General features: G+C 73.7%; 17 protein-coding genes. 13 read left to right on the top strand and 4 right to left on the bottom strand.

Annotation, left to right across the window (positions count from 1 at the left end; all coding sequences use genetic code 11):
* The first annotated feature begins 35 nt into the window (after positions 1–35).
* The 8 genes from aroC (at position 36) to AB0I72_RS04960 (ending at position 6955) form a co-directional block, all read left to right on the top strand.
* Complete coding sequence (gene aroC, locus AB0I72_RS04995) at positions 36–1217, top strand: chorismate synthase (RefSeq protein ID WP_358563126.1); 1182 nt, start codon at positions 36–38, stop codon at positions 1215–1217.
* Between the two features lie 204 nt (positions 1218–1421).
* On the top strand, positions 1422–1937 hold the full coding sequence (locus tag AB0I72_RS04990) for a shikimate kinase (protein ID WP_358563734.1): 516 nt from the start codon (positions 1422–1424) through the stop codon (positions 1935–1937).
* Positions 1934–3034 carry a 3-dehydroquinate synthase gene (aroB, locus tag AB0I72_RS04985; protein ID WP_358563124.1) on the top strand — a complete coding sequence of 367 codons (1101 nt, stop codon included), beginning with the start codon at positions 1934–1936 and terminating at the stop codon, positions 3032–3034. The genes AB0I72_RS04990 and aroB overlap by 4 nt, the downstream gene beginning before the upstream one ends.
* A 149-nt stretch (positions 3035–3183) precedes the next feature.
* Positions 3184–3744, top strand: a complete 561-nt coding sequence (efp, locus tag AB0I72_RS04980) for an elongation factor P (RefSeq protein ID WP_358563122.1) — start codon at positions 3184–3186, stop codon at positions 3742–3744.
* On the top strand, positions 3744–4157 hold the full coding sequence (nusB, locus tag AB0I72_RS04975) for a transcription antitermination factor NusB (RefSeq protein WP_358563120.1): 414 nt from the start codon (positions 3744–3746) through the stop codon (positions 4155–4157). The genes efp and nusB overlap by 1 nt, the downstream gene beginning before the upstream one ends.
* Positions 4158–4204: 47 nt before the next feature.
* Entirely contained in the window at positions 4205–5011 is an 807-nt protein-coding gene (locus tag AB0I72_RS04970) for a methyltransferase domain-containing protein (RefSeq protein ID WP_358563118.1), read from the top strand.
* A 9-nt stretch (positions 5012–5020) separates the two neighbouring features.
* Positions 5021–6307 (top strand): DNA polymerase IV, encoded by a 1287-nt coding sequence (gene dinB / locus AB0I72_RS04965; RefSeq protein ID WP_358563116.1) that lies wholly within the window; start codon positions 5021–5023, stop codon positions 6305–6307.
* 243 nt (positions 6308–6550) lie between these two features.
* Positions 6551–6955 (top strand): DUF3040 domain-containing protein, encoded by a 405-nt coding sequence (locus AB0I72_RS04960; RefSeq protein ID WP_358563114.1) that lies wholly within the window; start codon positions 6551–6553, stop codon positions 6953–6955.
* 224 nt (positions 6956–7179) lie between these two features.
* Here AB0I72_RS04960 and AB0I72_RS04955 read toward each other — a convergent pair whose 3' ends face one another.
* From AB0I72_RS04955 to AB0I72_RS04945, 3 genes are read right to left on the bottom strand one after another with little or no spacing between them, the layout of a single operon-like run.
* A complete protein-coding gene (locus AB0I72_RS04955; RefSeq protein WP_358563112.1) occupies positions 7180–9516 on the bottom strand; it encodes a DUF3488 and transglutaminase-like domain-containing protein in 2337 nt (778 codons plus the stop codon).
* 8 nt (positions 9517–9524) lie between these two features.
* The gene (locus AB0I72_RS04950) at positions 9525–10775 is read right to left on the bottom strand and encodes a DUF58 domain-containing protein (RefSeq protein WP_358563110.1); all 1251 of its coding nucleotides are present in this window, start codon (positions 10773–10775) and stop codon (positions 9525–9527) included.
* Positions 10776–10822: 47 nt separating this feature from the next.
* Positions 10823–11815 (bottom strand): MoxR family ATPase, encoded by a 993-nt coding sequence (locus AB0I72_RS04945; RefSeq protein WP_358563108.1) that lies wholly within the window; start codon positions 11813–11815, stop codon positions 10823–10825.
* Positions 11816–12228: 413 nt separating this feature from the next.
* Here AB0I72_RS04945 and mraZ point away from each other — a divergent pair, with 413 nt between their 5' ends.
* The 4 genes from mraZ to AB0I72_RS04925 all read left to right on the top strand — a co-directional run bounded on the left by mraZ (position 12229) and on the right by AB0I72_RS04925 (position 16383).
* Positions 12229–12660: a division/cell wall cluster transcriptional repressor MraZ gene (mraZ, locus tag AB0I72_RS04940; protein WP_358563106.1), complete on the top strand. Its 432-nt coding sequence runs from the start codon at positions 12229–12231 to the stop codon at positions 12658–12660.
* A gap of 282 nt (positions 12661–12942) precedes the next feature.
* Complete coding sequence (gene rsmH, locus AB0I72_RS04935) at positions 12943–13968, top strand: 16S rRNA (cytosine(1402)-N(4))-methyltransferase RsmH (protein ID WP_358563104.1); 1026 nt, start codon at positions 12943–12945, stop codon at positions 13966–13968.
* 16 nt (positions 13969–13984) lie between these two features.
* On the top strand, positions 13985–14416 hold the full coding sequence (locus AB0I72_RS04930; protein ID WP_358563102.1) for a hypothetical protein: 432 nt from the start codon (positions 13985–13987) through the stop codon (positions 14414–14416).
* The gene (locus AB0I72_RS04925; RefSeq protein WP_358563100.1) at positions 14413–16383 is read left to right on the top strand and encodes a penicillin-binding protein 2; all 1971 of its coding nucleotides are present in this window, start codon (positions 14413–14415) and stop codon (positions 16381–16383) included. The genes AB0I72_RS04930 and AB0I72_RS04925 overlap by 4 nt, the downstream gene beginning before the upstream one ends.
* Here the strand turns inward: AB0I72_RS04925 and mmuM are convergent.
* The gene (gene mmuM, locus AB0I72_RS04920) at positions 16380–17288 is read right to left on the bottom strand and encodes a homocysteine S-methyltransferase (RefSeq protein WP_358563098.1); all 909 of its coding nucleotides are present in this window, start codon (positions 17286–17288) and stop codon (positions 16380–16382) included. The two genes, AB0I72_RS04925 and mmuM, sit on opposite strands and share 4 nt — an antisense overlap.
* 170 nt (positions 17289–17458) lie before the next feature.
* Between mmuM and AB0I72_RS04915 the strand changes: the two genes are divergently transcribed.
* Entirely contained in the window at positions 17459–19129 is a 1671-nt protein-coding gene (locus tag AB0I72_RS04915) for a UDP-N-acetylmuramoyl-L-alanyl-D-glutamate--2,6-diaminopimelate ligase (RefSeq protein WP_358563096.1), read from the top strand.
* Positions 19130–19504 lie beyond the last annotated feature (375 nt).

Here is a 19504-nt window from a genome sequence, read left to right as displayed (position 1 = left end):
CGCGTCCGGCGACGATCCATGGGAGGATCGTGGACATGTTGCGTTGGCTGACCGCGGGGGAGTCCCACGGACCGGCACTCGTCGCGATTCTGGAGGGCCTTCCGGCCGGTGTGTCCGTCACCTCTGACGACATCGCCGCCGCACTGCTCCGCCGCCGCGCCGGGTACGGCCGTGGTGCCAGGATGAAGTTCGAGAAGGACGAGGTCTCCGTCATCGGAGGCATCCGACACGGCCGGACCCAGGGGGGACCGGTCGCGATCGAGGTGGGCAACACCGAGTGGCCCAAGTGGGAGAAGGTGATGTCTCCCGACCCGGTGCCCGCCGAGGAGCTGGAGGGTGTGGCGCGCAACGAGCCGCTCACCCGCCCGCGCCCCGGGCACGCCGACCTGGTCGGTATGCAGAAGTACGGCCACGAGGAGTCCCGGCCGATCCTGGAGCGCGCCAGCGCCCGTGAGACCGCCGCCCGGGTCGCCGTCGGCGAGGTCGCCCGCCAGTTCTGCCGCCAGGCGCTGGGCGTGGAGATCCTCAGCCACGTCGTGTCCATGGGCCCGGTCGAGGTGCCCGAGGGCGCGCCCGAGCCCCGTCCCGAGGACCTGGCCGCCGTCGACACCGACCCGGTGCGCTGCTTCGACCCCGAGACCAGCGCCCGCATGGTCGAGGAGATCGACGACACCAAGAAGTCCGGCGACACCCTCGGCGGCGTGGTCGAGGTGCTGGCCTACGGGCTGCCGCCCGGCCTGGGCAGCCACGTCCACTGGGACCGCCGTCTGGACGCCCGGCTCGCCGGCGCCCTGATGGGGATCCAGGCCATCAAGGGCGTCGAGGTCGGCGACGGCTTCCGCACGGCCGCGCGCCGCGGCTCCGTCGCCCACGACGAGATCGAGCCCGGCCCCGACGGCGTGCGCCGCCGGACCAACCGCGCGGGCGGTGTCGAGGGCGGCATGACCACCGGCGACCCGCTGCGCGTCCGCGCCGCGATGAAGCCGATCGCCACCGTTCCCCGGGCGCTCGACACCATCGACACCGAGACCGGCGAGCCCGCCCAGGCCCACCACCAGCGCAGCGACGTCACCGCGGTCCCGGCCGCCGGTGTGGTCGCCGAGGCCATGGTCGCGCTGGTCCTGGCCGAGGCCGCCGTGGAGAAGTTCGGCGGGGACTCGGTGGCCGAGACCGCGCGCAACCTGCGCGGCTACCTGGACTCGCTCACCATCCGCTGAGGCGGTGGGCCCGGCCCCGCGCCGGGCCCACGGGTCTTCGCGTGCGGAGCCCGCGGCGAGGTCGCCCGGCGCGACGGCGACGACCCCATCGGCCCCGCACACGGGGCGGCCCGTCTGCTAGACAGAGGGCGACGAGGAAGAACGGCGAATGTCCCCGCGCACACGGGGATGGACAGGCAGGCGAGTGTGGCCAGAGCGATCGCGGTGCTCATCGGATCCCCGGGATCGGGCAAGTCGACCGTCGGGCGGGCGCTGGCCGAACGCCTCGGCGCGGACCTGCTGTGCACCGACACCGAGATCGAGAAGCGCGCGGGCAAGCCGATCAGCGACATCTTCGTCGAGGACGGCGAGGACCGCTTCCGCGCCCTGGAGCGCGAGGTCGTGGCCGAGGGGCTGCGCTCCTGGGAGGGCGTGATCGCGGTCGGCGGCGGCGCCGTCCTCAACGAGGACACCCGGGCCGACCTCGCCGACCACCACGTCGTCTACCTCCAGGTCGAGTTCGCCGAGGCGGCCAAGCGCGTCGGCATGGACGTCGCCCGGCCCCTCCTCGCGGGCAACCCCCGCGCCAGGCTCCGCAAGCTGCTCGACGAGCGCCTGCCCGTCTACGAGGCCCTGGCCACCGTCACCGTGCCCACCACGGACCAGCACCCCGAAGAGATCGTCGACGCCATCCTGCCCACCCTCGGGCACGGGCGGACGACGGGAAAGGCCCCGCAGTGACCGTGACCCGCATCGGCGTCGGCGAGCCGTCCGGCCGCTACGACGTGGTGGTCGGCAGCGGCGTCCTCTCCGAGCTGCCCGCACTGGTCGGCTCCGCGGCCCAGGTCGCCGTCATCCATCCCGAGGGCCTCGGCGAGATCGCCCGCCCCGTCGTCGGTGTGCTGGAGGCCGCCGGGTACACGGTCCGGCCCATGCCGGTCCCCGACGGCGAGGCCGCCAAGACCGCCGCCGTGGCCGCCGACCTCTGGTCCCGCCTGGGCCGGCACAGCTTCACCCGCAGCGACGCGATCGTCGGCGTCGGCGGCGGCGCCACCACCGACCTGTCCGGCTTCGTGGCCGCCTCCTGGCTGCGCGGCGTCCGCTCGGTCCTGGTGCCCACCACGCTCCTCGGCATGGTCGACGCCGCCGTCGGCGGCAAGACCGGCATCAACACCCCCGAGGGCAAGAACCTCGTCGGCGCCTTCCACCCGCCCGCCGGCGTCCTGTGCGACCTGGCCACCCTGCCGAGCCTGCCCCGCGCCGACTACGTGGGCGGCCTCGCCGAGGTCGTCAAGGCCGGGTTCATCGACGACCCCGTCATCTGCGACCTCGTCGAGGACGACCCCGAGGGCGCCACCCGACCCGAGGGCAAGCACACCCGCGAGCTCATCGAGCGCGCCGTCCGCGTCAAGGCCGACGTGGTCTCCGGGGACCTCAGGGAGAGCGGCCGTCGGGAGATCCTCAACTACGGCCACACGCTCGGCCACGCCATCGAGCGCGCCGAGAACTACACCTTCCGGCACGGCTACGCGGTCTCCATCGGCATGGTCTTCGCCGCCGAGCTCGCCCGCCTGGACGGCCGCATCAGCGCCGACCTGGTCGAACGCCACCGCTCCCTGCTCGCCTCGGTGGGCCTGCCCGTCTCCTACGCGCCCGAGGCCTGGCCCGAGCTGCGCGCCGCGATGAGCGTCGACAAGAAGGCCCGGGGCGCCACCCTGCGCTTCGTCGTCCTGGACGCTCTGGCCAACCCCACCATCCTCAGCGCTCCCGCTCCCGAACTGCTGGACGCCGCCTACCGCGCGGTCGCCGGCGACGCCCGCGTCCCGCGAAGCCACTAGACTGGCCGCAGGAGGGGTGCGCCCCCGGCCGCCCACCGTCGCTGGTCAGCACGTGGGCAGCCACGGAGCCGCGCCCCGACCCACCGAGCACCGACCGGAACGGCGTGTCCGGTCCCCGACGTGTCAGACCCCTTGGAGAGACGACCGAAGTGGCCACGACGAACGACATCAAGAACGGCAAGACCCTGCGACTCGACGGCGTTCTCTGGAACGTCCTGGAGTTCCAGCACGTCAAGCCGGGCAAGGGCGGCGCGTTCGTCCGCACCAAGCTGAAGAACGTCCTCACGGGCAAGATCGTCGACAGGACCTTCAACGCCGGCGCCAAGGTCGAGTTCGCCGACGTCGACCGTCGTGACATGGAGTACCTCTACAACGACGGCACGAACTTCGTGTTCATGGACTCCACCACCTACGAGCAGCTGGAGGTCGGGTCCGGCGTCGTCGGCGACAACGCCAACTTCCTGCTGGAGAACACGAAGGTCACGGTGGCCACCAACGAGGGCAACCCGCTCTACATCGAGCTGCCCGCCGCCGTCGAGATGGAGATCACCCAGACCGACCCCGGCGTCCAGGGCGACCGCTCCACCGGCGGCACCAAGCCCGCCACCGTCCAGACCGGCGCCACCATCCAGGTGCCCCTGTTCATCACCACGGGTGAGCGCGTCAAGGTCGACACCCGCACGGGTGACTACCTCGGGCGAGTCAACTGATGAGCGGAGCACGGCGCAAGGCCCGTCGGCGCGCGGTCGAGGTCCTCTACGAGTCCGAGGTGCGCGGCATCTCGGTCGAGGACGTCATCCGACGTCGCAGGGCCCAGCCCGAGCCGCCGATCAACGAGTTCACCGAGAACCTGGCCCGCGCGGTCGACGAGCGGCGGGCGCGCATCGACGAGCTGCTGGACGCCTACGCCATCGGCTGGACCCTGGAGCGCATGCCCGTCGTCGACCGCAACATCCTGCGGATGGGCGCCTACGAGCTGCTGTGGGCGGAGGACATCCCGGACGGCGTCGCCATCGCCGAGGCCGTCGGTGTGGCCAAGGAGCTGTCCACCGACGAGTCGCCGAACTTCGTCAGCGGCCTTCTGTCACGCTTGATGGAGAACAAGGCGCAGCTCGCCCTCTGACGACCGCCGCGGGCGGGACGTCGGGACACCGTACTGAGGGGACCCAGGTGACTGACAGGACCAGCGCGACCGTGACCGGCGTCGGCTTCGTCACGAGCGGCGCGACCGGACCGGGACGGGCGGCCAACGCCGCGCGCACCGCCGTGGTGTGGGACGCCCTGGCGGACCTGCTGGCCCGCCTCGGCGCCGGGCCCCTGGAGATCGTCGACGCGGGCGGCGGCACCGGCGGCGCCGCCGTTCCGCTCGCCGAGCTCGGCCACCGCGTGACCGTCGTCGAGCCGAGCCCCGACTCCCTGGCCGCCCTGGAGCGCCGCGCCGCCGAACGCGGCGTCACCGTGCGCGGCGTCCAGGGCGAGACCCGTGACCTCGCCTCGCTGTTCGCCCCGGGCAGCGCCGACCTGGTCCTGGTGCACAACGTGCTGGAGTACGTCGACGACCCCGCCGCGGCGCTGCGCGACGTGGTCGGGGTGACCCGCCCCGGCGGCGCGGTCAGCCTTCTGGTGACCAACGCCGTCGCCGGCGCCCTCCACCGGGCGCTGGCCGGGCACATCACCGACGCCGCCCACCTGCTCGCCGACCCCGAGGGCCGGTGGGGCGAGGGCGACCCGATGCCGCGCCGGTTCACCCGCCAGCAGCTCCTGTCCCTGGTCGGCGAGGCCGGGCTGACCGGTGAGAGCGTCCGGGGCGTGCGGGTGTTCGCCGACGTCCTGCCCGGGCACGCCTGGGAGGGCGACGCCCACGCCGGGCAGCACCTGGTGGAACTGGAGAAGGCCGCCGCCGAACACCCCGAGCTGGTCGGCATCGCCACCCAGCTGCACGTCATCGCCCACCGTGAGGTCGGCGACCGGGCGTAACCTGGGCCCATGAGCCGACGCCAACTGGAACGCGGCGCCGCGTTGCGCGGAATGGTCGCCCCCGAGGGCATCGTCCCCCTGGGGGCGGACTTCCCCGCCGACGGATCCGGTCCGGACGCGGGCTGCGACATCCTGCACCTCGACATGGACGCGTTCTTCGCCAGCGTCGAGCAGTTGCGGCACCCCGAGGCGCGCGGCCACCCGGTCATCGTCGGCGGCGCCGGTCCGCGCGGAGTGGTCTCCTCCGCCGACTACCTCGCCCGCGCCCGCGGTGTCCACTCCGCGATGCCCATGACGCGCGCGCGGCGGCTGTGCCCGGACGCGATCGTCTTCCCCCCGGACGGCCCCGCCTACCGGGAGGCCTCCGAGGCCGTGATGGACATCCTGCGGTCGGTGACGCCCCTCGTGCAGCCGCTCTCCCTCGACGAGGCCTTCCTGGACGTCTCCGGGGCGCGGAGGCGGCTCGGCGGCCCGGTGCGCATCGCCGCGATGATCCGCGAGCGCGTCCGCGCCGAGCAGCGGCTCACGTGCTCGGTGGGGGTGGCCGCCACCCGGTTCGTCGCCAAGCTCGGCTCCACGCACTGCAAGCCCGACGGGCTGCTCCTGGTGCCCACCGACCACGTCCGCTCCTTCCTCGACCCGCTCCCGGTCGGCGCCCTGCCCGGCGTGGGGGACAAGACCGAGCAGACCCTGGTGAAGCTCGGGCTGCGCACCGTCGGCGCCCTGGCCCGGACCGACCCCGACCTGCTCAGGGGGGAGCTCGGGGACAAGGCCGGAACCCGCCTGTCGGAGCTGGCGCGCGGGGTGGACGGCACCCCCGTGGTCCCCGAGACCCCCGACAAGAGCATCGGCGCGGAGGAGACCTTCGACACGGACGTGGACGACCCGGAGGTGATCCACCGGGAACTGCTGCGGCTGTCGGAGAAGGTGGCGCGACGCCTGCGCGCCTCGGGACAGGTGGGGCGCACGGTGAGCGTCAAGCTCCGCCGGGCGGACTTCTCCACCATCACCCGGTCGCGTACCCTTCCGGAGGCCACCGACGTGGGCCGGGAGATCAGCGCGGTGGCACGCGCGCTGTACGCGGCGGCCGGGCTGGAACGGGTGCGGCTCCGCCTGGTCGGGGTACGCGTGGAGGGCGTCGTCCCCGAGGAGGAGGCCCCGCGCCAGCTGGCCCTGGGCGAGGAGGAGACCGGCTGGCGGGACGTCGAGCGCGTGATGGACGAGGTCGCCGCGCGGTTCGGTCCGGGCGCGATACAGTCGGCGGTACTCGCCAAGCGTGACGAAAACGACGTATGATTCCGCAACTTCCGGGCCCTTCCGAGCGTTCCAACGGTAGGACCGGAGTCAGGGTAGGCAGAGAGGCATGGAAGCCGGTGTTTCCGATACGGAGTGTGGGTACCGGGACCCCAGTGGGTCAGGTGGTCACACAGCTTTTCTTTCCAGTAGGCGCTAGCGCGCCGTATTCTGGGCATACCACTGACCGAGAGACTGTTCATCAGTACCCGTCACCCCAACCGGGGACTGTCGTAGGGAGGCGCCGTGCCGCTCTCTGAACACGAGCAGCGCATGCTCGACCAGATCGAGCGGGCGCTGTATGCCGAGGACCCGAAGTTCGCGAACACCGTTCGGCAAACGAACCCCGCGGTCCATTACAAGCGCTGGATCATCAAGGCCGTACTCGGATTCGTCATCGGCGTCGTTCTGCTGCTGGCGGGCCTCCTGATCGGTAACCCGGTCATGCAGGTACTCATCAGTGTCCTCGGCTTCATCGTCATGCTCGCCTGCTTCCTGTGGGGGGCCAACGCATGGCGCAAGGCGGCCGGAGGGGGAGCCGAGGCCGCCGCGCCCGCCGCGGACGCCAAGCAGAAGCGCAAGGGTGCGCGCCCGGGCATGATGCACAGGTTCGAGGAGCGCTGGCGCCGCCGCCAGGAGGGCGAGGAGTAGTCCGGTTCCTCGGACGGCGCCCCGGCTTTCACCTCTCGGAGAGACGGGTCCGTGACCGGGAACGGATACGACGAGCACGGAAGCGGTGGGGTCCACGTGAACGCGTGGGCCCCACCGCTTCTCGCGTCCGCCGTCCATCGCGACCCCGACGGGACCGGAGCGGACACACACGAACGGACGAGCCCCCCGACCTGCCCAGGTCGGGGGGCTCGTCCGTCACCCGCTCAGGCCGTGGTCGGCACGGGTCGCGTGTCCGGGCGCGGACGGTTCCACGGAGCCAGCGACCGCGGCAGCAGCACCGCCCGGGCCCTCGCGGCCCGGCCGCTGGCCGCCGCCAGCGCCGCACGAGCCACCGCCAGGTCCGCGCGCGCCCCCGGCGCCGCGACCGGTTCGGGGGCGTACCGCGCCGACTCCTCGCCCAGGGCCAGGCGCCACAGCGCCGCCCGGGCCTCCTCCGGGACCGGTCCCCGCCGCGCCAGGCGCTCGGCCGTGCCCCGGGGGCTCTCCGCCAGGTCCCAGGCCACCCCCAGGTCCAGGCAGGTGTCACGCAGCTCCCGCCAGGCGGCGTGCGCCGCGGGGGCGGGGGCGCCGCCCGACACGGTGGCCGTCCGCGACCCCCGCACCGCGACGCGGACCAGGGCGGGCAGGGCCGCCAGGAGCAGCGCGACCAGGACGGCGCCCACGACCGGCAGCCACACCGGGACGGAACCCGCGTCCGCGTCCGCATCGGAGGCCGCGGCCGTCCCGTCGGTCTCCTCGTCCTCGGGCGCCGCGCTCTCCTCGGGGCGGTCGGACGGCTCGTCGGACTCGGACTCGGGCTCGGACTCGGCACTGGCGGAGGGCTCGGTCTCCGGATCCGGGCGCTCGTCCGTGGACGAGTCGTCGGACTCCCCGCTGGTGTAGTCGGGCATCGTCGCGGTCCCCTGCCCCTGCCCACCGGCGGCGGCCGGGGTCGGCTCGAACCGCAGCCAGCCGACGCCCTCGAAGTACAGCTCCGGCCAGGCGTGGGCGTCGCCCGAGGACACGGCCCACCGGCCGTCGCCCATCCGCTGGCCCGCGGTGTAGCCGGTCGCGACGCGGGCGGGGATGCCGGCCTGCCGTGCCATGACCGCCATGGCGCCCGCGAACTGCTCGCAGTAGCCGACCTTGTCCTCCAACAGGAAGTGGGACAGCGGGTGGGCGCCGTCGGGGACCGGCGGCGGCGTCAGGCTGTAGTCGAAGGACCCGTCCGTGAAGTACTCCTGCAGGGCGAGCGCGCGCTCGTAGGGCGACCCCGCGCCGCTGGTCAGCGTCTCGGTCAGGTGCTCCACGCGCGGATCCACGCCGGGGGGGAGGGTGAGGAAGGCGTTCGGCACCGACCGGGCGTCGCCCGCGTCGGCCAGCGCCTCGGCGGAGGGCGCGCGCGTCGCCGACTCGACGGTGTAGCTGAGCCCGGTGCGCGGGTCGTCGGTGGTGAACACCATGAGGCTGGCGGGGTCGGTGTACCACTCCCCGGACACGTCCACCGAGCGGGGCCAGTAGGGCACCGGCAGGAAGTCCATTCTGGTCGCGTCGGCGTCCAGGGAGACGCGGGTGGTCGAGGTCGCGCCGTCGGGCTCGGCCGCCCAGCCCGTCGGCAGCGGCAGGTCGTCCGTCATCCGGGTGTCGCGGGTCGCGTCGACCGGTGACATCGTCCAGTTCACGCCGTCGAACTCGTCCAGCACGTACATGCGCAGGTAGTCGGGTTCCTCGGCGTCGGTCGTGTAGGTGAGCACCGTGCGGCCGGAGTCCGAGGCCAGGTCGCGGCGCAGGGAGACCATCGGGTGCGTCGTGGTGAAGTCGGTCGGGCCGTCGCCGAAGGCGGACCCGTCCGCGGCCCCGTAGATGACGTCGGTCCGCAGGGACGGCGCCGCCAGCGGCACCGCCAACGCCACCAGCACGGCCACCACGACGGACACGGTGACGATCGCCGCACGCCACAGACCGCCCGGGACCCGGGCGGAGGGGTCGGGGATGAGCGTCCCCCACTCGCGCCCGCGCAGCCACACGTCCACGGCCAGCAGCGCGAGGAATCCGACCGACGCGCTCACCGCCGCCCCGGCGCTCACCCCTCCGTCGTCCACCACCAGGGGGACCACCAGCAACGCGACCAGCAGGGCGCCGACCATGCCGGGGCAGCGCGCGGTCACGGCGAGGAAGTCGGCGGTGCCGACGAGCACGGCCAGGGCCAGAGCGATGATCAGCGCGACGCCCGGGGTGCCGGTGACCGGCGGAACGCTCACGTTGATCGTGTCGACCCCCTCGTTCAACAGCTCGCCCAGGGCGGGGAGGGTGTCCCCGGTGGGGATCACCCCGAGGACGGCGGTGTCGGCGGCGAACAGCGGCGTGATCAGCACCGTGGCCACGAGGATCTGGAGGAACGGCACCGTGAGGGAGGTCCACCCGCTCAGCCGGTAGAGCGCGGAGGCCCCGGCCACGGCCGTCATCATCACCACGGCCGGAATCCACCAGCCGGCGCCCGTCACGACCGTGCCGAGCAGCGGAACCGCCGCCAGCAGGCTGATCAGTGTGGCCAGGGGCATCAGGGCTCTCAACGCGGACCCTCCCGGAGGGTGGTCGGCCCGGCCGCCGGGGAAAGGGCGGGGGCGGTCGCCCGCTGCCACAGCGGCGGCAGCTCGGTGGGCGAGGAGACGGTCAGGACCCGCCACCCGGACGCGCTCAGAATCTCGCCGGTGCCGCGGAGGGTGTCGGGGGAGGGCCAGGCGGCGTGGGCGCACAGCACGGCCACGCGCGCGCCGCGGACCCGCGCCAGCGCGGCGGCCTCGTCGGCGGACACCGCGCCGAGAACCGCCACCACCAGGCTGGGGGAGCCGCCCCGGTGGGCGGCGAGCATGTCGACGCCGCCCAGCAGGGCGGGGACGTCGGTGGGCTGGACCACGGCCAGGTCGTTGAGGACCCCGAAGGACGAGGCGGAGCGGCCCCGCCCCCACTCGGTGTACAGCCGCAGCTCGTGGCCGTGGTCGACGAGGTGCACCGCGACCGAGGCGGCGACGCTCACGGCGGTCTCCAGCGATCCGGCGGGGCCGTACCCCCAGTGGGCCCGGAGCCGGGTGTCGACCAGGACCGCGCAGTCCTCGCGCCAGTGCTGCTCGTCGCGCCGCACCATGAGTTCACCGTGCTTGGCGGTGGACCGCCAGTGCACCCGGCGCAGTTCGTCGCCGTGCTGGTACTCGCGGGGGATCGGATCCTGTTCGCCGGCGCCGGTCATCGCACGGCGGGGGGACTCCTCGCCCTGGTAGCCCCCGGCGGGGCCGAGGGAGGACAGCGGAACGGTCGGCGGCGTCACGAGCAGCGAGGAGGGAGCGCCGACCACGCGGGTGACGCGCACGCAGCCCAGCGGGTCGGAGACGCTGACCACCAGGGGGCCGATCGAGTACCTCCCGCGGACGGCCGGGCGCACCAGGTAGGAGACGTCGCGGACCGCGCGCGGCCGCAGGTAGCCGACGGTGAAGCGGGGCTGGGAGCCGAGGGGGACGGGCAGGCCGTCCTCGACGAACACCGACGCGACCGGCCACCTGGCCGAGGCGTTGCCGATCCGCACCAGCACGCGCGCGTCGTGTCCGGCCGGGACCCGGGCGGGGACGACGGTGCGGCTGTGCACGACCCGCGACACCGACCCGATCAGGGTGAGCACGGCCACCAGCGGCACGGCGGTCAGCAGCGCGCCCAGCCCCACGATCTCGCGCTGACCCACGACGAAGCCGACGACGAGGGCGACCAGGCCGAAGACGAGCATGAACCCGCCGCGGACGGTCAGGGTCCGCCGTGTGGGGGGCCGCACCACGGGTGTCTCCGGGGGGTGAGCCGGGGGAGGGGGGCCGTGACCGGTCACTGCGGGCCGGGGACGGGCAGACGGGAGACCAGCTTCGCGACGATCTGCTCGGCCGACAGGCGCTCCATCCCCGCCTCGGGGCTGGGCAGCAGCCGGTGCGCCAGGACCGGCACCGCCAGCGCCTGGATGTCGTCGGGGACGACGTAGTGCCGCCCGTCCAGGGCGGCGTAGGCGCGGGCGGCGCGGACCAGGTGCAGGGTGGCGCGCGGCGAGGCGCCCAGGCGCAGCTCGGGGCTGGTCCGCGTGGCGTTGACCAGGTCGACGACGTAGCGGCGCATGCCCGGGGCGACGTGCACCGAGCGCACCCGGTCGGCGAGGTCGCGGATGTTCGCGGCGTTGGTGACGGGCGCCAGGCCGTCCAGGGGGGAGTGGGCGCTGTGCGCGTCGATCATGTCCAGTTCGGCCTGCGGCGCGGGGTAGCCGACCGAGACGCGGGCCATGAAGCGGTCCCGCTGGGCCTCGGGGAGGGTGTAGGTGCCCTCCATGTCCGACGGGTTCTGCGTGGCCACGACCATGAACGGCCGTTCGAGCCGGCGGGTCTGGCCGTCGGTGCTGACCTGGCGCTCCTCCATGCACTCCAGGAGGGCGGCCTGGGTCTTGGGCGAGGCGCGGTTGATCTCATCGCCCAGCACGATGTTGGCGAACACCGGACCGGGGTTGAACTCGAACTCGTGCCGGTCCTGGTGGTAGACGTTCACGCCGGTGATGTCGCTGGGCAGCAGGTCCGGCGTGAACTGGATCCGCTGCACCGAGCAGTCGACCGCGCGCCCCAGGGCCTTGGCGAGCATCGTCTTGCCCACGCCGGGCACGTCCTCGACGAGCAGGTGGCCCTCGGCCAGCAGGACGGTCAGCGCGATGCGCAGGACCTCCGGTTTGCCCTCGATGACGGTCTCGATCGCGTGGCGGACGCGGTCGGCGACGCCGACGATCTCGCCGACGTCCGCCTGGGCGCCACCCCCGTGACCGCCGTGGTGTGTGCCGAGTGACACGAGACCCCTCCCACTCGTCCTGACTCCGTGTGTCGGTGTCGCTCCGAGGCTAGGCCCATTCGGAGTGATTGCAAACCAAAGTGCCGGAATCATCCGGCTCCGTCCCAGGTCGGAGAGGTCGGATGTGAGAGCACGGTTCCGACCTTCCGATCCGTGTCCGGTCAGATGCCTCCGCCGCCCTTCGGGTTCGCCCCACGTGTTCACGCGCCCCGACCGGAGGCGGCGTCGGTGAGGGGGAAGCGCCAGGCCGCGGCACGGCGCCCCACCCGGCCCACACGCTCCTGACCTGCGCTTTCAGTGTTGGATCCGGTGGTGGACACGGGCTTGCGCTGTTGACGGTGGGGAAGAGTGGAGTAAGGTGGGGCAGCGTGGGGAGAGTGAGTTCCCCATCACGGGGTGAGGGAGGTGGTGCTGTGTTTCTCGGCACGCACACGCCCCGCCTCGACCAGAAGGGGCGGCTGTTCCTTCCGGCGAAGTACCGCGACGAACTGTCGGGGGGGTTGGTGATCACCAAGGGCCAGGAGCACTGCCTCTACGTCTTTCCGCTGGAGGAGTTCCGACGCGTCACCGACGCGCTCAGCTCCGCCCCGGTCACCGCCAAGGCGGTTCGCGACTACGGTCGGGTCCTCTTCGCCAGCGCGTCCGACGAGTCCTGCGACAAGCAGGGCCGGATCACCATCCCGCCGAAGCTGCGCGAGTACGCGGGCCTGGACCGCGAGTGCGTCGTCATCGGCGCCAACACGCGGTTGGAGATCTGGGCCGCACAGGCCTGGTCGGACTACGAGGCCGAGCAGGAGCAGGCCTTCGCGCGGCTCTCGGAGGAGGTGCTGCCCGGGGTGCTGTGAACCCGGCGAGGATCGCCGGTGTGACCAGCACGACAGTCCACACCCTCGCAAGCCGGGGTCCGGCCGGACCCGCGGACGCGGCACGGACGAGCTGGCGCGACTTCCCCGGCGCCAGGTCGTCAACGCGAGTCCGCCGAAAGGTGGACAATAGCGGCCGTGTCCGGACGAGGTCCGGCCGGAACCCGGTCGGGCCACGCCGAGGACACCGCGCGACGCACGATCCCGTGCGCCCGCGTGGAGACTTCAGGGGGAGACGGCGACAGCGTGGAGGAACGGCACCGCATGGGGGACACCCGGAAGCACGAAGGCCCGGACGACGACATCGCGGCCAGGATCGCGGCGGCCAGGGCAGGGCTCGACCCCCTGCACGTCCCCGTCATGCTCGACCGGATCGTGGAGCTGCTCGCTCCCGCGCTCAGCCACCCCGGCGCCGTGTTCGTCGACGGCACGCTGGGACTGGGCGGCCACTCCGAGGCCCTGCTCAAGGCGTGCCCCACCGCGCGCCTGGTCGGCGTCGACCGCGACACGACCGCGCTGGAGCGCAGCGCCAAGCGCCTCGCCCCCTACGCCGACCGCACCCACTTCGTGCACGCGGTCTACTCCGACATCCCGCGCGCCCTGGACGAGGCGGGCGCCGCCGAGGCCGACGCCGTCCTGCTGGACCTCGGGGTGTCCTCGCCGCAGCTCGACGAGACCGACCGCGGGTTCGCCTACGCGCACGACGCCCCCCTGGACATGCGCATGGACCGCACCCAGGACCTCACCGCGGCGGACGTCGTCAACACCTACCCGGTCGCCGAGCTCACCCGGGTCCTGCGCACCTACGGCGAGGAGCGCTTCGCCTCCCGCATCGCCCGCGCGATCGAGCGGCAGCGCGCCCGCGCCCCCATCGCCTCCACCCGCGAACTGGCCGAACTGGTCCGCACGGCCATCCCCGCCGCCACCCGCCGGACCGGAGGCCACCCCGCCAAACGCACCTTCCAGGGCCTGCGCATCGAGGTCAACGCCGAACTGTCCATCCTCGAACACGCCCTGCCCGCCGCGATCTCCCGCCTGGCGGTCGGCGGCCGGATCGCCGTGCTGTCCTACCACTCCCTGGAGGACCGGATGACCAAGCGAGCGCTGGCCGCCCTGTCCACCGACACCACCCCCGCCGACCTTCCGGTCCCGCTCCCCGACCGGCAGCCGGAGCTGCGGCTGCTCACCCGGGGCGCGGAACTCCCCACGGACGCAGAGATCGAAGGCAACCCGCGCGCCCAGTCCGCCCGCCTCCGTGCGGCCGAACGCGTACGCGCGGCGTCGCGGTAGAGCGGTAGGAGAGCAGATGAGTTCGAGTACGGACACCCGCCGCGCGCCCGACCGGGGCGAGGGCGCCGGGCGGACGCGGTCGGCTCGATCCGGCGCGCGCGGGCGCGGGGCCGAGACCGCCGTCCGCGACGCGGCCGGACAGGGGCGCGCGCCGCGCATCCCGTTCGTCCTGCTCATCCTCTGCCTGCTCGGCGGGGCGCTGGTCAGCCTGCTCGTGCTGCGCGGCGTCATCGCCCAGGAGGCCTTCACCATCACCCGTCTGCAGGCCGAGAACCGCGAACTGGCCTACGCCCAACAGCAGTGGCGGGACCGGGTCGCGCACCTGGAGAGCTCCGAGCGCATCGCGCAGGAGGCCGAGGAACTCGGCATGGAGCAGCCCGAGGAGGCCCCGCGCTTCCTGGACCGGGACAGCGGCGAGGTCCTCGGCGGCGCCGGGAGCGCCGAGTGAGTCCGTCGCGCGACCGTCGCCCGCGCGGTCCCCAGCGCCCGGGGGCGACGGGACGGTCGGGGTCGCGGCCCGACAAGCGTCCCCGCGCGTCGTCCAGCCGCCCCGCCGGGGGCGGTCGGCCCAGCGCCGGCGCCCGCTCCGGGGGCCGACCGGCCAAGGGCGCCCGCCGGGAACGGGCGCCGGAGCGCCACCGGGCCGCCCCGCCGCCCCCACCGCTGCTCAGACGGACCTTCCGCCGCGGCGACCCGTACAAGCGCGTCAAGGTCGGCGGTGTGCTGATCGTCGTGATCCTGCTGCTGTTCGCCGGTCGGCTGGTCCAGATCCAGGGGCTGCAGGCCGACACCTTCGCCGAGGCCGCGGCCAACCTGCGGCTCCAGACCATCGCCATCCCCACGCTGCGCGGCCAGATCACCGACGCCGACGGCAACCCGTTCGCGCTCTCGGTGGAGGTCCGCACGGTCTTCGTCGACCCCGAGGAGGTCGAGGAGGACGAGCGCGACCAGCTCGTCGACGAACTCGTCGCCCGCTTCGACCTGGACGAGGACGAGGTCGCCGCACGCGTGGACGCCCGCCCCAGCCGGTACCAGGTCGTGGCCACCGACGTGCTGCCCCGCGACTGGGCGGACCTGCGCGACCTGGGCCTGTCCGGCGTGGGCTCCCAGGTCGACTACCGCCGCGTGTACCCCGACGAGACCGGCGCCGCCGACCTCGTGGGCTTCGTCGGCTCCGAGGGCCACGGCCTGGAGGGGCTGGAGGGGTACCTCGACTCCACCCTCGCGGGCGAGGAGGGCAAGCGCCAGGTCGAGGTCGGCAGCGACGGCACCCAGATCCCCATGGCGGGCGGCCTGGTCCGCGAACCCGTCCCCGGCCAGGACGTGCGCCTGACGCTGGACCGCGACCTCCAGTGGTACACCGCCCAGGTGCTGGCGGAGCGGGTGGAGGAGCTGGAGGCCGAGGGCGGCAGCGCCATCGTCATGCGCCCGAGCGGCGAGATCCTCGCGATGGCCGACTACCCGACCTACTCCCAGGAGGACATCTCCGACGCGAGCCCGGAGGACTGGGCCAACGGCGCGGTCCACGACACCTTCGAACCGGGCAGCACCAACAAGGTCATCACGATGGGCGCGGCCCTGGAGGAGGGGGTCACCACCCCCGACACGGTGTACACCGTGCCCTACGCCATCCAGTACTACGACCAGACCTTCCGCAACTCCAGCAACCGCGGGACCCAGCGGCTCACGGTCAACGGCATCATGGCCCAGTCCAGCAACGTGGGCACGATCCAGATCGCCGACCAGGTCGGGGCGGGGGTCCTGCACTCGTACCTGGAGCGGTTCGGCCTCGGCCAGCCCACCGGACTCGCGCTCCCCGGCGAGGAGGCGGGCATCCTCACCGACCCCGAGGACTGGTGGGGCACCCAGCTGCCGTCGGTGTCCATCGGCCACGGCCTGTCGGTCAACGCCGCGCAGATGGCGTCGGTGTACGCCACCATCGCCAACGGAGGGGTGCGGGCCGAGCCGCGCGTCGTCGCCGGGACCGTGGACAGCGAGGGCGAGTTCACCGCGGCCGAGCCGGGCGAGCGCAGCCGGGTGGTCAGCGAGGAGACCGCGGAACGGCTCGCGCTGATGCTGGAGGCGGTCACCAGCGACGAGGGCACCGCGCCCCAGGCCCGCATCGACGGCTACCGGGTGGCGGGCAAGACCGGTACCGCCAACCGGATCGACCCCGAGACCGGCCGCTACGAGCGCGGCGCCTACACCGCGACGTTCGCCGGGTTCGCCCCCGCCGACGACCCCGAGCTGGTCGTCCAGGTGGTCCTGCACAACCCGCAGGAGTCCTACTACGGCGGCGAGGCGGCCGGACCGGTGTTCAACGACATCATGTCCTTCGCCCTGCGGTCGATGCGGATCCCGCCCACGGGCACCGAACCGCCCGCCGTCCGGCTCTTCGAGGACGAGGAGGGCTAGAACATCCCGTCCACGCGGGCGCGGATCGCGCGCACGTGCTCCGGTCCGGTGCGGCAGCACCCGCCCACGAGCACGGCCCCGGCCGCGCACCAGCCGACGGCGGCGGCCCCGAACTCCTCGGGGTCGCTCGTGCCGGTCCAGCGACCGCGTCGGGCGTCCCATGCCTCGCCCGAGTTGGGGTAGGCGACCGCCGGCAGCCCCGCGGCGGCCACCGCGCGCACCAGGGACGGCACGAACCCGGGCGCCGTGCAGTTGACCCCGACCGCCACCAGCCGCCCGTCGGCGTGCCACGGCGCCAGCTCCCGGGCGACCTCCGCCAGCGGCGTGCCGTCGCTGATCCGCGCCCCGTCCACGCAGGAGAAGCTCATCCACGCGCGCACCCCCGGCGTCTCGCCCAACAGCCGGGCCAACGCCCTGGCCTCGTCCAGCGACGGGATGGTCTCGCACGCCACCAGGTCGGCCCCGGCGCCGGTCAGCAGCTCCCAACGCTCGCGGTGCCAGCGCACCAGCCCGTCCTCGTCCAGGTCGTAGTCGCCGGTGTACTCCGACCCGTCGGCCCGCGCCGCCCCGTAGGGCCCCACGCCCGCGGCGACCAGACCCGCGCCGAACGCGTCCCGTTCGGCGCGCGCCAGCTCCACCGAGCGCACGACCAGTGCCCGGGCCTCGGCCTCGCCGAACCCCCGGGCCGTGAACGCCGCCACGGTCGCCTGGTACCCGGCGGCGATCGCCACGTCGGCGCCCGCCTCGAAGTAGTCCCGGTGCACCCGGCTCACCAGCTCCGGTTCCTCCGCCAGCAGCCGCGCCGACCACAGCCCGCCGCCCAGGTCGCGGCCGTAGGCCTCCAACCGGGTCGCCAGTCCGCCGTCCAGCACCAGCGGCCGCCCGCCCACCACGCCTCGGACCATGGGCACCTCCCCGTGTCCCCCTCACCGTATCGAGCGGCTACGGTCCGCCTCCCGCGCGCGCACCCGGCGTAACCTGGGAGAAACGCCCACCGGAGAAACCGCGCCGAACGCAGCGTGGAAATTACCGAGCGGTCGTCCACAGCCGTTAACCTCCACACGTGCCACCGGTAATGCGACCTGAACACACCCAACTCCGTCCGCTGTCCGCCCTCGCGACGCTGCTCGGGCCGGACACCACACTGCTGCGCCCGGGGTCGGGCGCCGACGACACCGCCGAGGTGCCCGGCGAGGAGGTGCACGTCCGCGGCATCACCCACGACTCACGCCAGGTACGCCCCGGCGACCTGTACGCCGCCCTGCCCGGCACGCGCGCCCACGGCGCCGACTTCGCCGCCCAGGTGGCCGAGGCGGGAGCCGCCGCCGTCCTCACCGACGCCGAGGGGGCCGAGCGGGCGTCGGCCGCCGGGCTGCCGGTGCTCGTCGTCCCGGACGCGCGGGCCGCGCTCGGGACCGCGGCCGGATGGGTCTTCGGCGATCCTGCCCAGGACCTGCTCCTGATCGGCACCACCGGCACCAGCGGCAAGACCACCATCACCTACCTGGTCGAGTCGGGCCTGCGCCGGGCCGGGATGAGCACCGGCCTGGTCGGCACCGTCGAGATGCGGGTCGGGGACGAGCGCGTCGCCTCCTCGCTCACCACCCCCGAGGCCACCGACCTGCACGGCCTGTTCGCGGTCATGCGCGAGCGCGGTGTCACCGCCGCCGCCATGGAGGTCTCCAGCCACGCCCTCGCCCTGGGCCGGGTCGGCGGCACCCACTACGACGTCGCCATCTTCACCAACCTGTCCCAGGACCACCTGGACTTCCACTCCGACCTGCGCGACTACTTCGAGACCAAGGCGCGCCTGTTCACCCCCGAGTACTGCGACATCGCCGTCGTCAACACCGACGACCGGTTCGGCCGCGCCCTCGTGGACATGGTCCGCGGCGACGGCGCCGTACCCGTCACCACCTTCGGGGTGGACGGCTTCTCCGACGCGGCCCCCGAGGCGGGCGGCACGGCGGCCGACTGGCGCGCCGTCGACGTCCGGCTGGGCGCCACCGGCAGCACCTTCCGCATCGTGGGCCCCGGCGGCATGGAGGCCGACGCCTCCATCGCCCTGCCCGGCCCGTTCAACGTCTCCAACGCCATGGCCGCCATCGTCGGCCTGGTCGAGGCGGGGCTGCCCCTGGAGACCGCCATCGCCGGCGTGGCCGCCGCGCCCGGCGTGCCCGGGCGCATGGAGTCCGTCGTCGTCCGCGACGTGCCGAGCGCGCTCCAGGACTTCACCGCGATCGTCGACTACTCGCACAAGCCGGGCGCGATCGAGGCGGTCCTGGCCTCCCTGCGCACCACCACCCGGGGACGGCTGACCATGGTGGTCGGCTGCGGTGGCGACCGCGACCGCGCCAAACGCCCGCTCATGGGCGAGGCGGCGGCGCGTCTGGCCGACCACCTGGTCATCACCAACGACAACCCCCGCAGTGAGGACCCCGTCACCATCGCCGCCGCGATGCTCGAAGGCGTGGCCAAGGTGCCCGAGGACGCCCGCGCGCGCGTCACCGTCGAACTCGACCGCGCCGAGGCGATCCGCCTGGCCGTGGCCGGGGCCCGCACCGGCGACGTGATCGTCGTCGCGGGCAAGGGCCACGAGACCGGCCAGTACGTCAAGGGCGAGGTCCTGCCCTTCGACGACCGCGAGGTGCTGCGGGAGGCGCTGGAGGACCGGTGCGGCGTCAGTGCCCGCGAACGCCTGGGCGACGCCCTCCAGCACGTCCACAGGGCCCCTGACGAGGGATGACGGAGCCTCAGGTCCGGACGTGACCGATCGAACGCCCGGGGCGGGGGCCGCACCCCCGCCCCGGGCGCGGTCACGGGGATGTGTCGTGCGATCGCGTGGCGCGTTACACCAGGACGGTCACGAAGTGGCGCATATTGCTCTACACAGGCCCCGACAGGACCTCGGACGCCTCAACATGTTCTAAGGTGGGTCCGGCAATCGCAGCCCGGAAACGTGCCGCAGTGGCTCCCACGGCAGCGGCGTGTGCCGATCCGTGGCGAGGCCCGCGCGCCGTCGCGCGCACGGTGACCGCGGTGCCATCCCCTGACCTGAAACTCCGGCCGGGTGGCCAAGCGCCCCTGTGGCGCCGTGAGCCGGGCCTGACATGAGGAGTGG

The sequence above is a fragment of the Nocardiopsis sp. NPDC049922 genome, assembly GCF_040660275.1.
GTDB lineage: Bacteria > Actinomycetota > Actinomycetes > Streptosporangiales > Streptosporangiaceae > Nocardiopsis.
This window is presented reverse-complemented; position numbering and strand designations above follow the sequence as displayed.

Excerpts from the sequence above, each read along its gene's own strand:
- aroC (WP_358563126.1), top strand. The coding sequence starts at position 36 with ATGTTGCGTTGGCTGACCGCGGGGGAGTCCCACGGACCGGCACTCGTC.
- nusB (WP_358563120.1), top strand. The coding sequence starts at position 3,744 with ATGAGCGGAGCACGGCGCAAGGCCCGTCGGCGCGCGGTCGAGGTCCTC.
- dinB (WP_358563116.1), top strand. The coding sequence starts at position 5,021 with ATGAGCCGACGCCAACTGGAACGCGGCGCCGCGTTGCGCGGAATGGTC.
- AB0I72_RS04955 (WP_358563112.1), bottom strand. The coding sequence starts at position 9,516 with ATGCCCCTGGCCACACTGATCAGCCTGCTGGCGGCGGTTCCGCTGCTC.
- rsmH (WP_358563104.1), top strand. The coding sequence starts at position 12,943 with ATGGGGGACACCCGGAAGCACGAAGGCCCGGACGACGACATCGCGGCC.
- AB0I72_RS04930 (WP_358563102.1), top strand. The coding sequence starts at position 13,985 with ATGAGTTCGAGTACGGACACCCGCCGCGCGCCCGACCGGGGCGAGGGC.
- mmuM (WP_358563098.1), bottom strand. The coding sequence starts at position 17,288 with ATGGTCCGAGGCGTGGTGGGCGGGCGGCCGCTGGTGCTGGACGGCGGA.
- AB0I72_RS04915 (WP_358563096.1), top strand. The coding sequence starts at position 17,459 with ATGCGACCTGAACACACCCAACTCCGTCCGCTGTCCGCCCTCGCGACG.